Source organism: Variovorax sp. P1_H2 (genome assembly GCF_056405295.1).
In genome coordinates this window covers 25478-41252 of record NZ_JBFUCJ010000056.1, presented here as the reverse complement: position 1 = coordinate 41252, position 15775 = coordinate 25478, and the positions used below count along the sequence as shown (strand labels likewise).

General features: G+C 68.2%; 15 protein-coding genes. 8 read left to right on the top strand and 7 right to left on the bottom strand.

All coding sequences use genetic code 11. From position 1 onward, the window contains the following. From flhF to AC1D2E_RS19460, 3 genes are all read left to right on the top strand, one after another. The coding region (gene flhF / locus AC1D2E_RS19470) for a flagellar biosynthesis protein FlhF (protein ID WP_478198915.1) at nt 1-2211 on the top strand (2211 nt) is incomplete at its 5' end. Between the two features lie 10 nt (nt 2212-2221). Further along, the gene (locus tag AC1D2E_RS19465; RefSeq protein ID WP_478198914.1) at nt 2222-3103 is read left to right on the top strand and encodes a MinD/ParA family ATP-binding protein; all 882 of its coding nucleotides are present in this window, start codon (nt 2222-2224) and stop codon (nt 3101-3103) included. Nucleotides 3104-3145: 42 nt separating this feature from the next. Then, complete coding sequence (locus tag AC1D2E_RS19460; RefSeq protein WP_478198913.1) at nt 3146-3880, top strand: RNA polymerase sigma factor FliA; 735 nt, start codon at nt 3146-3148, stop codon at nt 3878-3880. A gap of 89 nt (nt 3881-3969) precedes the next feature. Here the strand turns inward: AC1D2E_RS19460 and AC1D2E_RS19455 are convergent, their stop codons facing one another. Continuing rightward, nucleotides 3970-4947 carry an SLAC1 anion channel family protein gene (locus tag AC1D2E_RS19455; protein ID WP_478198912.1) on the bottom strand — a complete coding sequence of 326 codons (978 nt, stop codon included), beginning with the start codon at nt 4945-4947 and terminating at the stop codon, nt 3970-3972. A gap of 124 nt (nt 4948-5071) precedes the next feature. On the opposite strand from AC1D2E_RS19455, the gene AC1D2E_RS19450 reads away from it, so the two are divergent. After that, nucleotides 5072-6025: a GlxA family transcriptional regulator gene (locus tag AC1D2E_RS19450; protein ID WP_478198911.1), complete on the top strand. Its 954-nt coding sequence runs from the start codon at nt 5072-5074 to the stop codon at nt 6023-6025. A gap of 17 nt (nt 6026-6042) precedes the next feature. On the opposite strand, the gene AC1D2E_RS19445 is transcribed toward AC1D2E_RS19450, so the two are convergent. The 4 genes from AC1D2E_RS19445 to AC1D2E_RS19430 form a co-directional block, all read right to left on the bottom strand. Then, the gene (locus AC1D2E_RS19445) at nt 6043-6399 is read right to left on the bottom strand and encodes a hypothetical protein (protein WP_478198910.1); all 357 of its coding nucleotides are present in this window, start codon (nt 6397-6399) and stop codon (nt 6043-6045) included. Nucleotides 6400-6485: 86 nt separating this feature from the next. Continuing rightward, nucleotides 6486-6953: a ferritin-like domain-containing protein gene (locus tag AC1D2E_RS19440; protein ID WP_478198909.1), complete on the bottom strand. Its 468-nt coding sequence runs from the start codon at nt 6951-6953 to the stop codon at nt 6486-6488. A 94-nt stretch (nt 6954-7047) separates the two neighbouring features. Further along, nucleotides 7048-8223 carry a M20 aminoacylase family protein gene (locus AC1D2E_RS19435; RefSeq protein ID WP_478198908.1) on the bottom strand — a complete coding sequence of 392 codons (1176 nt, stop codon included), beginning with the start codon at nt 8221-8223 and terminating at the stop codon, nt 7048-7050. Nucleotides 8224-8237: 14 nt separating this feature from the next. Next, nucleotides 8238-9215: a tripartite tricarboxylate transporter substrate binding protein gene (locus AC1D2E_RS19430; protein ID WP_478198907.1), complete on the bottom strand. Its 978-nt coding sequence runs from the start codon at nt 9213-9215 to the stop codon at nt 8238-8240. A gap of 141 nt (nt 9216-9356) precedes the next feature. On the opposite strand from AC1D2E_RS19430, the gene AC1D2E_RS19425 reads away from it, so the two are divergent. Further along, the gene (locus tag AC1D2E_RS19425; RefSeq protein WP_478198906.1) at nt 9357-10241 is read left to right on the top strand and encodes a LysR family transcriptional regulator; all 885 of its coding nucleotides are present in this window, start codon (nt 9357-9359) and stop codon (nt 10239-10241) included. Between the two features lie 139 nt (nt 10242-10380). On the opposite strand, the gene AC1D2E_RS19420 is transcribed toward AC1D2E_RS19425, so the two are convergent. Then, a complete protein-coding gene (locus AC1D2E_RS19420; protein WP_478198905.1) occupies nt 10381-12192 on the bottom strand; it encodes an acyclic terpene utilization AtuA family protein in 1812 nt (603 codons plus the stop codon). A gap of 155 nt (nt 12193-12347) precedes the next feature. Here AC1D2E_RS19420 and AC1D2E_RS19415 point away from each other — a divergent pair, with 155 nt between their 5' ends. Then, the gene (locus tag AC1D2E_RS19415) at nt 12348-13004 is read left to right on the top strand and encodes a DUF2889 domain-containing protein (protein ID WP_478198904.1); all 657 of its coding nucleotides are present in this window, start codon (nt 12348-12350) and stop codon (nt 13002-13004) included. Nucleotides 13005-13180: 176 nt separating this feature from the next. Here the strand turns inward: AC1D2E_RS19415 and AC1D2E_RS19410 are convergent, their stop codons facing one another. After that, nucleotides 13181-13504 carry a tlde1 domain-containing protein gene (locus AC1D2E_RS19410; RefSeq protein WP_478198903.1) on the bottom strand — a complete coding sequence of 108 codons (324 nt, stop codon included), beginning with the start codon at nt 13502-13504 and terminating at the stop codon, nt 13181-13183. A 588-nt stretch (nt 13505-14092) separates the two neighbouring features. On the opposite strand from AC1D2E_RS19410, the gene AC1D2E_RS19405 reads away from it, so the two are divergent. Next, nucleotides 14093-14380 (top strand): hypothetical protein, encoded by a 288-nt coding sequence (locus tag AC1D2E_RS19405; RefSeq protein ID WP_478198902.1) that lies wholly within the window; start codon nt 14093-14095, stop codon nt 14378-14380. A 90-nt stretch (nt 14381-14470) separates the two neighbouring features. After that, nucleotides 14471-15616, top strand: coding sequence for a potassium channel family protein (locus AC1D2E_RS19400; RefSeq protein ID WP_478198901.1), 1146 nt, complete (start codon nt 14471-14473; stop codon nt 15614-15616). Nucleotides 15617-15775: the final 159 nt, after the last annotated feature.

The window sequence follows — 15775 nt, the reverse complement described above, 5'->3', positions numbered from 1 at the left end:
GTGCCGGCAGCGGCCGTCGCCGCCTCGCCGGCCGTCGCGGCGGCGCCGCTTGCCCCGGCCGCGCCGGCCGACCTGGTGATGAACGAACTCCACTCGATGCGCGGCATGCTCGAGGAGCAGCTCGCGAGCGTGGTCTGGAACGACCGCCAGCGCCAGGACCCGGTGCGCAGCCGGCTGCTGCGCACGCTGCTTGGCGCCGGGTTCAGCGCCAAGCTGTCGAAGGCCATGCTCGAGAAACTGCCCACCGGACAGAGCTACGCCGAGGGCATGGCCTTCGCCCGTGCCGAGTTGATCCGCGCCGTGCCGGTGCACGAGGACGAGGATGCGTTGCTGGCGCAGGGAGGGGTCTATGCGCTGATGGGCCCGACCGGTGTCGGCAAGACCACCACCACCGCCAAGCTGGCGGCGCGCTGCGTGATGCGCTTCGGCGCCGACAAGCTGGCGCTGGTGACCACCGACAGCTACCGGATCGGCGCCTACGAGCAGCTGCGCATCTACGGCCAGATCCTCGACGTGCCGGTGTTCGCGGTGAAGGACGCGGCCGATCTGCACCTGGTGCTGCAGGACCTGCGCGACAAGCACATGGTGCTGATCGACACGGTCGGCATGAGCCAGCGCGACCGCTCGGTGTCGGACCAGATCGTGATGCTGTGCAACAGCCACCGGCCGGTCAAGCGGCTGCTGCTGCTCAACGCGACCAGCCATGGCGACACGCTCAACGAGGTGGTGCACGCCTATCGCCACGGCGGCGGCGGCAACGACCTGGCGGGCTGCATCTTCACCAAGGTCGACGAGGCCACGCATCCGGGCGCGCTGATCGACACCGTGATCCGCCACCGGCTGCCGGTGCACTACGTCTCGAGCGGCCAGAAGGTGCCCGAGAACCTGATGCTGGCCGATCGTTCGCAACTGGTCGACAGCGTGTTCCAGCCGCGCCGCCACAACCCGCTGTTCGTGCCGGCCGAGGCCGACATGCACGACGAGCCCGCGGGCGCCGCACCCTCCGCCCAGGTCGTTCAGGCGCAGGCCGAGACCGACCGGCTGCGCTTGCAATACCAGAACCTGATCCGCGCCATGGCGCATGACGCCCAGGAGCTTGCGACCGCGGCCGGCGCACTGGCCGGGGCGCAGATCGGATTCGAGGGCGCGCGCCGCCTCTGGCGCAACGCGGGCGACGAGGCCGTCGGCCAGAAGGCGGTGCTGGAGGACCTGATGGCGCAGGCGCGCAGCGAGATTGCCGCCGGCTGCGATGCCCATGTGCTGGCCCTTTCGGGACAGCTCGGCCTGCGCTCGAACGAAGGCGGCGATGCCTACGAATGCCAGGGCAGCCTGCTGTTGTCCGACCGCAGCGGCCTGCCGCTCGCCGCACCCAACCAGTGGCTGTCGACGGCGGCCGTCCGGGGTGGCATGGAGGCCCGGCGCAGGCCGGGTCTGCGCCAGGTCCAGTGGCTGCGGCAGCAGTCGCTCGGCCGCACGCTGGTGCACGTGCTGCCTCGGCTGCCGAGCCTGGAGTCGATGGTGGAATGGCAGGCCCAGAGCCAGCGCTGGCTGGCGCGGGCATCCGGCTCGACCGCGGTGATCGACCCTGTGACCGAGGCCTCGGGCAAGCTGGCCCGGCTCGGGCTGGCGTTCGGCGAGGCGCGTGCCGTGACGTTCCGCGGCAAGCCCGCGCTGCAGTGCGAGGCGCAGGCCGAGGTGCTGCTGAGGATCAGTCCCTCGGCCGCCATCGACCCGCGTGCGCTGCCCCGGCTGCGCTGCGTGGTCACGCGTGTGCTCGATGCGCGCGGCCAGAAGATCCTGGCCCAGAGCTACCTGCTGTCGAACCTCGGCCACGCGGTGAGCGCGCAGCAACTCGCGCAATGGCAGGGCTGGGCGGCCGAGGCCGACCCCTGTTTTCGACTGCTGCGCCAGGGCGTGCAACTGATCGGCGGCATCGGCGAGCTGGGCGACCCCGACATGATGAAGCGGCTGCTCATCGCCGGCCAGGTGAGCACCACCGTGTGGCGGCTGCTGCAGGCGAAGGGCGAGTGGGCCGATCGAACGCGAATGCTGCTGAACCAGCTCACCGGGCGGCCGGTGCGTTCCAGCAGGCCGCTGACCGGCAACGCGCTGTTCGTGGGTGTCGGCAAGCTCTTCGTGCTGCTCGAAGCGCTCGGCACCGAGTCCACCGCGCCGACCCGGCAGCCCAGGGCGCTGGCGCAACAGGGTTGAGGAGCGACGCATGAGCAAGCTGGTTGCAGATCAGGCGGACGGATTGCGGCGCCTGCTGGCGCATACGCCCACGCGCGTCATCGCCGTCGCGGGCATGGGGCCCGGCGGTGGCGCCTCGGACGCCACCATGAACCTGGGCGCGGCCCTGGTCCATCAGGGCAAGGACGTGCTGGTCCTCGATGAACACGGCGGCACGGCGGCGGCGATCTGCGCCGCCTGGGCCATCGACCCGCTCGGCGACCTGGCCGATGTCGCCGATCGGCGCTTGACCCGCGACGGCGCGATCGCCCGCGCCGACTGCGGCGTCGGCGTGCTGCCGGCACCGCTCGGCGATCGGCATGCCGAGATCGATCCGAGGGTGCTGTGTCCCGGCGGCGTGGTGCTGATCGACGCCCAGACCGACAACGAGGGCCGGCTGTCGCCGCTGGCCCGGCTGGCGGACGAGTTGCTGCTGGTGCTGCAGCCGAACGCGGCGTCGATCACCGCGGCCTATGCGGGCATCAAGAGACTGCACTACGCGCACGGACTGAAGCAGCTGCGCTTCCTGGTCGACGGCGTGGCCGGCGCCGAGGAGGCGCAACGGATCACCCACAACCTCGCCAGCACCGGCAGCCGCTACCTCGCGGTGTCGCTCGAGGCGGCCGGCTGGGTGCGCTCCGATCCACATCTGGCGGACGCGCGGCGTCTGCGGCAGACCGTGGTGGAGGCCTTCCCGGCCAGCCCGGCGGCGGTGGATTTCCGCCGCATCGCGGTCGACATGGCCGGCTGGCCCTGGCGCACGGCCGTTCCGCGCGGGCGCGGCCCGCGATCCGTCGCGGCGCCGCCGGGCGGTCCGCGCATCGACCTGCCGTCCCTTCGGGCGACGCCGGTGCCGAGCACGGCCGTCGCCTGAGAGAAACGAACCGATCAACCGTCAAGCAACAAAGGACCGCACGTGTACACCGCACAGGGCACCATTGAGAAGTCTCACCTGCTGGAGCAGCACCAGCCGCTGGTGCGACGCATCGCGCTGCAGATGATCGCCAAGCTGCCGGCGAGCGTCGAGCTCGACGACCTGATCCAGGCCGGCATGCTGGGCCTGCTCGATGCGTCGAGCCGCTACCAGGACAACAAGGGCGCGCAGTTCGAGACCTTCGTCAGCCAGCGCATCCGCGGCGCCATGCTCGACGAGCTGCGTGCCAGCGACTGGGGCTCGCGCGGACTGCGCCAGTCGGCGCGCGCGGTCGAGAAGGCGATCCACGCGCTCGAGCACCGGCTCGGCCGATCTCCGACCGAAGGGGAGATCGCGAAGGAACTGAAGATGGACCTGGAGGCCTACCAGTCGCTGCTGCAGGAGATCCATGGCTGCCAGCTGGTCTATGTCGAGGACTTCGCGAAGGGCGAATCGGAGAATCCGTTCCTCGACCTGCACGCGCAGCAGGCCCGCAAGGGCCAGGCTTCCAGCGACGATCCGCTCGAGCAGTTGCTCGAGAGCGGCTTTCGCCACCAGCTGATCGACGCCATCTCGGCCTTGCCCGAGCGCGACCAGCTGCTGCTGAACCTGTACTACGAGGAAGAGCTGAACCTGCGCGAGATCGGCGCCATCCTCGAAGTCAGCCAGAGCCGGGTCTGCCAGCTGCACAGCCAGGCGATCAGCCGGCTGCGGGCGCGGCTGAAGGATCTTCTGTAGGCCGACGGCCGCCCGGGGCCCGGCCGTTCACCCACCACCATCTGCATGCGAAAAACCAGCAGCCGATGGCGTGGGAAGGCAACCCCGGCTCATGTGAACAGCGTTCCGTTGAGCGCGATCCGCACCGTCCGTACCGTCAGAACCGCCAACGCCAAGCTCAGCGCGCCCAGCAGCACTGCGGCGAGGACCCAGAGCGGCCCGCTCGCCCGGAATTGCGCATACTTCAGCGCTGCGTTGGCCAGCGCCGCCATCGGAAAGCCGATCGTCCACCAAGCCGGAGAAAACTTGACGCTCGGGCGGAACACTTTCGGCGCGACCACGGCGAACATGAACAGCCCGAAGTAGAAGAGCAGCGCGGCGAAGCGGTCGATGCCGCCAACGATACTGCTGTACGCGAGGAAGCCCACTGCGAAGGGCGCCACCAGAATCATCAATGACGGCGTCATTGCGGGCGCAAGCGGGTCACGATGCACAAGCCGGCTGACGATCATCACGCAGAGCACGAGCGCCAGCACGGCGCCGACTGCGCCGGCAATCAGATTGAGTTCCGCAGCCCAGGCCATGGGCATGTGTCCGCCGGTGACGGCGATGTCGAGCGTGGCCACGCCCGGAATCAGCCAGGCCGGCACGGCGTGCGACGCCTCCACCTGACCTTTGAGCAGGCGGGAGACAACGACGAAGCTCAGCGCGAAAGTCGCCAGCACTCCCACGGTCCAGATGGCGCGCGCGGCGGGCGCGTGATACGGCCCGACGACGGCGGACAGCAAGAGAACCGAGATCACGATGGTGCCGAAGAAGTTGCCGGCCACGGGGTGATGAAACTCCGCATGCACGGCCTCCGGATGCTTTGCGAGCTTGGCCAGATAGCCCAAAGAGACAAGCAGGAAGACGCCCAGAGCGAACGCTCCGATGGCCTCGCCGACAAAGGCCGGCGCACCCAGGCTGCTGTGCGCAAGCCGCCAGGCAAGGGCCAGCCCAGAGAGGCCCATGACCGATCCAAACAGGCTGACAGGCAGGTTGCGTACGGAAGATTCGCAGTGCGGATACAACGGGAGGGACGGGTTCATGGACGGGCTTTGCACAGCAGGTTCCTTTGGCAGCTTTTGCAGGGACTGCTAGTTTCTGCCAAACTTCCGTCATCGCCCTTGCCAACGTACGGCGTTTTCTGCCAATCATTGGGCTTTGTCAGCCATGCGCATCGCCATACTCGCATTTCCCCGTGTCCAACTGCTTGATGTCGCAGGACCTGCCGACGTATTCGCCGAGGCATCGCGCCAGCTCGGCAAGCCCCGTGCCTATCAGGTGCAGGTGATCGGCGCCGAGGAAGGCATGCTCAAGAGCAGCAGCGGGTTGCGCCTGGCCGTCGACGCGACCGTGGCGACCCATCGCGGGTCCATCGACACCTTGCTCGTCGCGGGCAGCCCCAACATCGAGGACATGGCGAGCGACGTCCAGTTGCAGGACTGGCTGCGGCGCCAGTCTCGCGCCGTGCGACGCTATGGCTCGGTATGCACCGGCGCCTTCGTGCTGGCGGCCACCGGGCTGCTCGACGGCAAGCGGGTGGCGACGCACTGGAATTCCGCTGCCCGCCTCGCGGCGGCATACCCCCGTACGTGCGTCGAAGCGGACGCCATCCATGTGAAGGACGGCAAGCTCTTCACCTCCGCCGGGGTGACCGCCGGCATGGATCTCGCACTCGCGATGGTGGAAGAGGATCACGGCCGCGAACTCGCGCTGCGCGTGGCGCGCGAGCTGGTGATGTTCCTCAAGCGCCCCGGCGGGCAGAGCCAGTTCAGTGCCCACCTGGCGGCGCAGACGTCCGAGCGTTCCGGTGTGCGCGAGGTGCAGGACTACGTGCTTGCGAATCTGAAGGACGATCTGTCCGTGCCCGTCCTGGCGTCACGCGCAGGCATGAGCGAAAGGAGCTTCGCGCGGATCTTCCGCAGCGAGACCGGGACGACGCCCGCGGAGTTTGTCGAGAATGCGAGGATCGACGCAGCTCGTCGCTTGGCCGAGGAGTCGGACTTGCCGGCCAAACGACTGGCCGATGCGGTGGGCTATGCGAATGTGGACGGCTTTCGGCGGGCGTTTGGTCGTCGACTGGGTGTGAGCCTTGTGGAATATCGAAGGCGTTTCGCGAGATGACGATGCCGGTGCGTCGATCAGGGTTTGATTGATGGTCGGGGCAGGTATTCGGCCGCGCGCTCGTCCAGACCCACTAGCCAGAATCGCGCGTCCATGGCATCGCCGTGATATGACGCGGGCAGCCAGGCACCGAGTCTGCCGTACTCGGCATGCAACTCGTCCAGCGGCGGACATGTCGCGTTGCCGGCTCGCTCGTCGAGCGCTCGTGCCAGCACGGGCCGCCAGGAGTCGGGTACCTGAAGGGTGGGGAGATAGGTCGCAGCCATCCTCGCGGCTGTGCGCGGCAGGCGTTCAGCATCCGAACGAAGCACGCGCAGTACGGCGAACTCGTGCGGGGTCGGCGGTCTCGGCGAGTTCATATTGCTGTTCGGCACGGTTGATATTCGTTTGTCGCGCCTGCTTCGGCTCCGACGCGGGGCCAGTGCAACATTCATGCTGCCGACCGTGAGCGGCAGAAGGCTCAGGGCACCGGCTTCGGCGAGAACGCCGCCACGTTGCCTGGCTTGCGCAGCATCTTGTCGACGTCCGCGGCGTGCAACTCCTCGGCGTGGATCATCTGCCGCGCGAACTCCTCCAGCGCCACCGAGCGGCCTCCCACATGCGACAGCAACTCGCGGTACAGGGCCAGCGCACGCGCCTCGGTGTCGAGCGATTCGCGCAGCATGGCGGCGATGTCGTGCTGGTGCGAATCGAGCAGTGGCCCGATCGCGAGCGAGGGGTAGTCGCCGAGCGTGGTGATCCACTCGCCGATCTGCTGCGCGTGCAGCAGCGATTCGTCGGCCTGTTCGCGCAGCCACGAGACGATGGGAATGCGGCCGAAACCAAACACCAAGAAGGAGTAGTGCGTGTAGCGCACCACGCCGGCCAGCTCGGCTTCAAGTAGCCGGTTGAGCACGGAGACGACCTTCGCCTGATCGAACTGTTCCATGTCAGCGCTTCCGGATGGAGGGGCGCGTATTATGCGCCGCGCGCCGCACTGCTGCGAGGGGAGCGCCCCGGGACTGGGCGCGGTTCGCTTTTCTTCAGGCCGCCAGGAAGCGCTCCGCCAGCAGCGCCCAGTATGCCGACCCGATCGCCACGTTGTCGTCGTTGAAGTCGTAGCCCGGGTTGTGCACCATGCAGGCGCCGGCACTGTCGCCGTCGCCGTTGCCGATGAACAGGTAGCTGCCCGGCAGCTTCTCGAGCATGAAGGCGAAGTCCTCGCTGCCCGGCAGGGCCGGCCCCTGCAGCGTGACCTTGTCGGCGCCGAGCAGTTCGAGCGCCACCTCGCGTGCGAAGGCGGTCTCCTCGGGCGTGTTGACCAGCACCGCATAGCCCGGCCGCCAGTCGATCCGCGCCGTGACACCGAAGCTCTCGGCCTGGGCGGCGATCAGCGCCTTCACGCGCCGCTCGAGCGTGGCGCGCACCTCGCGGTCGAGCGCGCGGATACTGATCTCCAGCGTCGCCTGCTGAGGGATCACGTTGTTGGCCTTGCCGGCGTGTATCGCGCCGACCGTGACCACGGCCATCTGCAGTGGGTCGACGTTGCGCGACACCACGGTCTGCAGCGCCATCACGATGCTGGCCGCCGCGACGACCGGGTCGGCCGCGCGGTGCGGCATGGCGCCGTGGCCGCCGACCCCGGTGAGGGTGACCGTGGCGTAGTCGGAGGAGGCCATCGCAGGGCCTTCGCGCAGCACCAGGCGCCCTTGCGGCATGCCCGGCATGTTGTGCATCGCGAAGATCGCATCGCACGGGTACTTGTCGAACAGCCCGTCGTTCATCATCCGCAGCGCCCCGCCGCCGCCTTCCTCGGCCGGCTGGAAGATCAGGTTCAGCGTGCCCGAGAAGCGGCCCCGCTCGGCCAGATGCCGGGCGGCGGCCAGCAGCATCGCGGTGTGGCCGTCGTGGCCGCACGCATGCATCACGCCGGCGTTGCAGCTGGCGTAGCCGAGGCCGGTGGCCTCGTCGATCGGCAACGCGTCCATGTCGGCGCGCAGGCCCAGCCGGCGCCGGCCGCTGCCGCGCACCAGCCGGCCCACCACGCCGGTGCCGCCGAGTCCGCGCTCGACCTCGTAGCCCCAGGCCTGCAGCTTCTCGGCCACCAGGGCCGCGGTGCGGTGCTCGTCGAAGGCGAGTTCGGGGTGGTGGTGGATGTCGCGTCGCAGGCCGATGAATTCTTCCGCCTGGCTGTGCAGTTGATCGAGGAGTGCGCTCATGGGATTCCTGTTGCCTATTGCGGTTGCAGGTTGATCGACTTGGCGATCGCACGGTAGCGCGCGGTCTCGTTCTCGTAGAACTTCGCCGCTTCGGCCAGCGACATCGGCGGCGCCGCCAACTGCGTCTGGGCCGCCAGCTGCGAGCGCACGCCGGGGTCCTTCAAGGTGGCGCCGATCGCCTTGTGCAAGCGCTGCACCACGTCTTCCGGCGTGTTCTTCGGCACCATGAAGCCGCTCCAGATCTGGAACGAGAAATCCTTCAGCTCCCTGCCCTCGCTCACGGTGGGCACGTTCTTCAGCAGCTCCGAGCGCTGGGCGCCGAGCTGGCCGATCACCTTCAGCCGACCCTGGTCGGCCATCGCGCCCATGCCGGCGCTGTACACCAGCACCGCGAAATCGACCTGGCCGCCGCCGATGTCCTGCAACAGCGGTGCGTTGCCCTTGTAGGGTGCGTGGATCAGCTGGATGCCGGTGCGGCGCTGCACGTCCTCGAGGATCAGGTGGTAGAGCGAGCCGATGCCCACGCTGCCGTAGGTCAGCGGCTTGTCGCCCGACTTGCGCGCCAGCGCGATCAACTCGTCGATGTTGTTGGCGGGGAGTTCCTTGCGCGCGACCACCACCATCACCGCATCGGTCACCGGATGCACCAGGCGGAAGTCCTCGGCCTTGAGCTTCACGGCGGCGTTGGCCAGCGGCGCAAGGATGACTTCGTTGGGCGAGCCCTGGAACAGGTAGTAGCCGTCGGCGGGCGCCGCCAGCACCTTTTGCGCGGCCAGCGCGCCGGCGACGCCGCCGAGGTTCTCGACGATCACCTGTTGCCCCAGTTCCTTGCCCAGCGGCACGGTGAAGATGCGCGCGGCGGCATCCGAAGGGCCGCCCGCGGGGTACGGCACCATCAGGTTGACCGGCTTGCTCGGGTAGGACTGGGCGAAGGCGGCGCCTGCGGCCAGCAGCAACAGGCCGGCGATCGAACGTTGGAAGAAGCGCTTCATGGGGTTCCTGACGATGGGCTGTGGGGCCGTCCCTCGAAATGGGGGACGCGCTTGCATCGTAGGAGTGGCGCATGAGAACATCCAATGCATTGTTGTCCGCCAGATGATTACTTCAATGCATGGATCTTCGAGGGCCGTCCCATGACGCTGGTGCAACTCCGGCACCTGATCGCGTTGGCCGAGAGCGGCTCGTTCAGCAAGTCCGCGCAGGCGATGTGCATCACCCAGCCGGCCTTCAGCCGCAGCATCCGCGCGCTCGAGGACGAGCTCGGCATGCCGCTGTTCGACCGCATCGGCCGCCGCAGCGAGCTCACGCCGTTCGGGCGCGACGTGGTGGTGCGTGCGAGGCAATTGGTGTTCGAGGCCGGCGAGCTGCGCGACAGCGGCGGGCAGATGCGCCAGGGGCAGGGCGGCGCCATCCGCATCGGCATGGGCTCGGGGCCGGGCGCGATGCTGATGACGCCGCTGCTGATGCACATGGCGACCCACCATCCGAAGGTGCGGGTGGTCGTGGCGCGCGGCGGGACCGAGCTGCTGACGCAGGCCCTGCGCGCCCGGACGCTCGATGCGCTGGTGCTCGATGCGCGTTCGCTGGCGCCCGGTGTCGACCTCGAAGTGAGCATGCTGCGCGAGATGCGCGGCGTCTTCATGTGCCGGCGCGGCCATCCGCTGGCGCGCAAGCGCAACGGCGTGCGCTTCGAAGATGTGCAGCGCTACCCGATCGCCTCGACGCCGCTGAGCGACGAGGTGGCCCGCGGCCTGATCGAGGCCTACGGGCCGGAGGCCCATCCGTCACAGTGCGTGACGCTGCAGTGCGAGGAGGTCTCGAGCCTGATCGAGGTGGCGCGGCATACCGATGCGGTGCTGCTGGCGATCCGCGCCGCGGCACCCGACCTGGTCGAGCTCAGGATGAAGCCGCCGATGGAGCGCACCGCGCGTTTCGGGCTGGTCACGCTGCGCCGGCGCACGGAGGCACCGGGGCTGGCGATCGTGCGCCAGTTGATGGAGTCGCTGCTGCACGATTAGCACGAGCAGGTCCATGTCGCGGCCTGGCCCAGTTTCTCGGTCTACCGCCCAGCGCACGGGTGCATGCCTTCGACCCGGAGTACACGGAACTGGAGGGCGGTGGGCCGGAGGCCGGCACCGCGGCCTGAGACAGGCGCGCTCAGCCGTGTCGCCCCGCTGACTCCGCCACGCTGCGCGGCACCCGCACCGTCGCATCCAGCAGCATCTGCGCCATGCCCTTGCCCAGCGGGTCCATGCGCATCGACGACGGCCCGCCGCCGTCGAGGGCGTCGTGCAGCAGCAGGTTCATGGCCGCGATGCCGGGCAGGTGGAAGCGCTCGACCTTGCCGTGCACCAGGTGCGCGAAGTAGCCGCGCACGAACTCGGGCGTGACCCGGTCCCACAGCAGCGGCAGCCATTCGGGCCGGCGCGCGACCAGGCCGATGTTGGACATGTTTGCCTTGTCGCCGCTGCGGGCCCAGGCCAGGTCGATCAGCCGGACCTCGACCTGCTCGCCGTGGTCCCCGGTGAAGGCCGCAGGCTCGGCCATCGGCGCGGCCGGCCCGCCGTCGGCACCTGAGGGGATGGCGACCGCATGCCGCTCGCCGTCGAGCACGAAGGCCACCGGGACCTGGGCCTTGGCCAGCGTGAACGCGAAGGGCTTGATCAGCGGCGAGACCGCAGGCCGTCCGCCGCCGGGACTGGTGGTGCCCGGCGCCCAGGAGGTGCCCGAGGGCGCGATCTCGCGTGCGAACATCGTCAGCGCTGCCTTCTGCGGATGGTTGGCGACCACCCGCATCGTGACCTCGCGCACCTGGCGCGTGCGCGAATGCGGGCCGTAGAGCCACTCGGCGCCGATCACCTCGAAGGAGGTCGAGGTGAAGGGAGGCAGGCCCATCTGCGGCAGGATCTCGCCGGTGCGCTCGATGATCGCCTTGGCCGTGCGCACCGCCTTCTTCTCCGCATCGATGCCGATGAAGACCATGCTGCCGGCGCAGCGGAAGCCGTCGAGCTGCGTCGCCGAGACCTTGTAGCTCGGCGAGGGCGCCCGACCGCGCGCCGGGCCCACGCGCACGCGGTCGGGGCCCGCCTGTTCGATCGCCACCGCACGAAAATCGCAGCTCACGTCGGGCAGCAGGTAGGCGCCCGGGTCGCCGATCTCGTAGAGCAACTGCTCGGCCACGTTGGCGCGGATCACCTTGCCGCCGGTGCCCTCGGGCTTGGTGACGACGAAGCTGCCGTCGGCATGGCACTCGACGATCGGGTAGCCCATGTGGGCCCAGTCGGGGATGTCTTCCCAGTCGGTGTGCAGGCCGCCGGTGGCCTGGCAGCCGCATTCGATGATGTGGCCCGCGAGGCTGCCCGAGGCCAGCAGGTCGTGGTCGTCGGGCGTCCAGCCGAATTCGTGCATCAGCGGGCCGAGCGTGACCGCGCTGTCGACGCAGCGTCCGGTGATCACCACCTCGGCGCCGGCCGCCAGCGCGGCCGCGATCGGCAGCGCCCCCAGGTAGGCGTTGGCGCTCAGCACCTTCTCGGGCAGCGCCTCGTCCGTGAACATGTCGCGCGTGCCGGCCTCGCGCAGCTGCGGCATCTGCGCGCCGACGTCGTCGCCCTCGACCACCGCGATGCGCAGCGCCACGCCCTCGGCTTCGGCCAGCGCCTGCAGCGCGGCGGCGCAGCCGTGCGGGTTGATGCCGCCGGCATTGCTCACCACCTTGATGCCCTGGCGCTTGACCTCGGCCAGCACCGACTTCATCGCGATGTCGACGAAGTCGGTGGCGTAGCCCAGCTCGGGTTTCCTGGCGCGCGCGGAGGCCAGGATCGACATCGTGGTCTCGGCCAGGAAGTCGAACACCAGGTAGTCGAGCCGGCCGAGCTTCACGAGCTGCGGCGCGGCCACCATGCTGTCGCCCCAGAAGCCCGAGGCGCCTCCGATGCGGACGGTCTTCTGCGCGGTCGGGGGTGGGGTCATGGCGGTCTCGCTCCTCGGTGTGTCGACGGGATGTCACTGGAGCAGGCAGCTTAGCGAGCGGCCCCGCCCAAGGCTTGCGCCAACTCGCTGTCGCGGCACAGCCATTGCACGCAAGACGCGGGTCGCGCGCGGATGGCATCATCGACGCTCCTGCCATGCCATTGCCGCCATCTTCCGCCGAACGCACCGAGGTGCACGGCCGCACCATCACGATCCGGGGTTTCCGCCGCGCCGACGGCCTCTGGGAGGTCGAAGGCCATCTGGAGGACGTGCGGGCCCACGACTTCCGCTTCCCGGGCGGCGAGCGGCAGGGCGGGGTGCCGATCCATTCGATGTGGCTGCGGCTCACGGTCGATGCCACCGCGCTGATCGTCGACGCCGTGGCCGCCACCGATTCGGCGCCTTTCGACGGCATCTGCGGCGCGATCGCGCCCGACTATGCGGCGCTGATCGGGCTGCGCGTCGGGCCGGGATTCAGYCGGGCCACGGCGCGATTGTTCGGCGGCGTGCGCGGCTGCACCCACATGTCGGAACTGCTGCGCACCATGGGCACCGGCGTGTTGCAGACCCTGGCCGGTACCGACCTCGCGGTGTCCGAGACGCAGCAGCCCTTCCAGCTCGATGGCTGCCATGCGCTGGCCACCGACGGGCCGCAGGTGGCGGCGTTCTATCCGCGGTGGTATCGCAAGCCTGGTGAGGGCGCAAGGGAGGTGCCGGACGATGTTCCGGCGCGAGCAGATATTTTCCGGACTCCGCTATCTGATTTGCCCAAGCGCCCATCGTCCGCACAGACCAACGATCAAGACCGTTAACGCGTCCAACACCGCGAGGATGGGGAGTGGGTTCTCCCATTTGTCCATGTTCGTCGTCCGCCCGTAATACGGCGGACCTTCACCGAACGCGCCGGCAATGGACTCGATGTTCATGTAACCGACAAACAAGATCAGTACGGCACACAGCCCGAGCAGGAAGAACGCGAACAGCCTTTTCATCGGTCGTATCGAACGGTGAGGGGGATGTAGCACCCTTGTCTGCCTTTGAGTTCTTCGGCAAGAGCGTTTGCGAAGTGCTTCATGCGTACCGTGAGGTCAATGCATCCGGCACTTCCCCGCGTGCTGCCGCCGTGAATGAAGAAGCCGCCTCGCTGGTGCGTCTCGGTGCTGGGGAACGGATGAATGGTGATCCAGAAATCGCCCCAGGCCGTCCGCGAATTTTGCAGTCTGTACCAAGCGTTCTCTTGAAGCTCAGTGGGTTGAATCCAGTATGCGCCCTCCGGAATTGGCCCTTGTTCTCGGACTTTTTGACGGTCCATCGAATAGTCGAAAACGTCTTTGATGGGACGGCCTGAGTCGGCTGGGTAGTAGATGGTTCTCTTGGAGCCGAGTGCTCTGAGTGCCCGTCCATCGAAGTGAAGAGAAAAGAAGGATTTGCGACAGGCTGGCATCCGAGGGGTGGACCTCTCTTGAGAATATCTGTCCGACATGTCGCCTCCCGTTGTGATCGATGCGCGAAAGTCTATTGCGCCTGCGGACTGTCACTTCCGGCGTCTCGTTGATCTCGGACGGGGCTGATCATCAATTGAGAATGATCCAAGCGATCGATGCCAATTTCCCAATCCGGGATCAAGAGGATCGAAGCCGGATTGCAGCGTCTTTTTTGCTGCAGGAGGCGCGTTTGGTGTAAATGCGGAGCCAACACCCGGATCGGTCCGTCCGGAGCGGATGTCGCAACAACGACACCCTTTGCCCCGATGGCGCGAGACTTTCCTCACACGGAGGCCGAGTTTTTACGACCCGGCATGGTTCTTTACGCGCATTTCAGCGACGCTTAAGAATCGGCGAAGAGACTGATTCCACGGCCAGGGAACAGTCCCGAGCCCCAACCCAAAGGATCAGACGCCATGAAGCGTTCCGCCGCGCCCAAGCCCCTCACGCCTTCGCAGATCAAGCTCGTGCTCGAGCTGCTCGAGCTGCACCCACTGGCCCCGAAGGAGACGGCCGCGAAGTTCAATCAGTTGAGCCAGGCCAGCGCATTCTCCAGTGAGCAGCAGGAGGCGATCGAGATTCTCTTCGCGCTCGAGGAAAAAGAGATCCCGGATGCGCTCTTCGACTTCGCGGACGACGACGCCCGGGCCATTGTTCGCGACGGGCTGCCGCACGAGGCCCGACTCAGTTTCATAGCCGCCTGAGCGCCCGCGCGGGCGCCCGCCGGGCGGGCTCCTGGCTTCGGCGGGGTTTCGGCACCGCCTGGAGAAAGAAGGCCCGGGTGCAGACGAGGCATGATGGGCGTTTCCTTCACCGGACAGTCCTCGATGCCCTTGATCGCCTTGCTGCTCGGCGCCCTCCTGGTGCTGGCGACCCTCATCGATGCCTTCGAAGTGGTTCTGCTGCCGCGCCCGGTGCGTCGGCGGGTACGGCTGAACCGCTATTTCTTCAAGTGCACCTGGGACGTCTGGGCCTGGTGCGCCGACCGTTGGCCCGAGGGCCGTCGGCGCGAGGACTTCATCGGGGTCTACGGTCCGCTGTCGATGGTCATGCTCTTCGCCTTGTGGGGCGCGAGCATGATCGTCGGTTTCGGGTTGATGCAATGGGCGCTGCAGGGCCTGGTGCCCGAAGCCGGCGCCGACACGCTGATCGACCTGATCATCATCAGCGGCGACGCCTTCTTCACGCTCGGCTATGGCGACAACGTGCCGCACCACTGGCTGGCGCGGCTGCTGGTGATCGTCGAAGCCGGCACCGGCTTCGGCTTCATCGCGCTCACCATCGGCTACCTGCCGGTGCTCTATCAGCACTTCACCCGACGCGATCTTCAGCTGATCGAATTCTCCGCCCGCGCCGGCTCGCCGCCGACCGCGGCCGCGCTGCTCGGCTGGCATGTGCACGACAGTCCCGAGGCGCTCGAACGCTGGCTCAGGGACTGGGAGATCTGGGCCAGCGACCTGGTCGAGAGCCACGCCGTCTACCCGATGCTGGCGTACTACCGCTCGCAGCACGAAGGCCATTCATGGCTGGGCTCCCTGGCGGTGGTGCTGGACGTGTGCACGCTGCTCATCGCCGGGGCCGACGACGCCCGGCGTCACCAGGCCACCGCCACCTTCTCGGCCTTGAGGCGCATCCTCGACGAAGCCAGCGAGTCGCTGCGCGTGGCGCCGGTGCAGCAGGTGTCCGCCCGCCGGATGGATGACGAGGCGCTACGGGTTCTCACCCCCACCATCCGCCGGATCCTGCCGAACTGGCGTGACGACGAGGCCGCCTTGCAGGCCATCCGGCAACTGCGGCGAACCTACGAGCCCCGGCTCGAGGGCCTGGCCGTCTACCTGCTGCTGCACCTGCCGGACTGGATCGATCCCGCCGCGGCTGCGACCGAGCGCTTCGGTCGCGACGCGGTCGTCCGGCAGCTTACCGAGGGGCGTCCGGATTGAATCCGGCCACCGGCCGACACGGGTAGACCCTTACTGCGCGGCGTTGATCTGGCTCAAGCCGGGCGGGTGCCGCCCGCTTAGGATTTCCCGGTGTGTCCGTTCGGCGCAGCGGCGGATGCGCTGAAGACTTCGGCTTGCAAGAATCAATTGCCAGGAGGA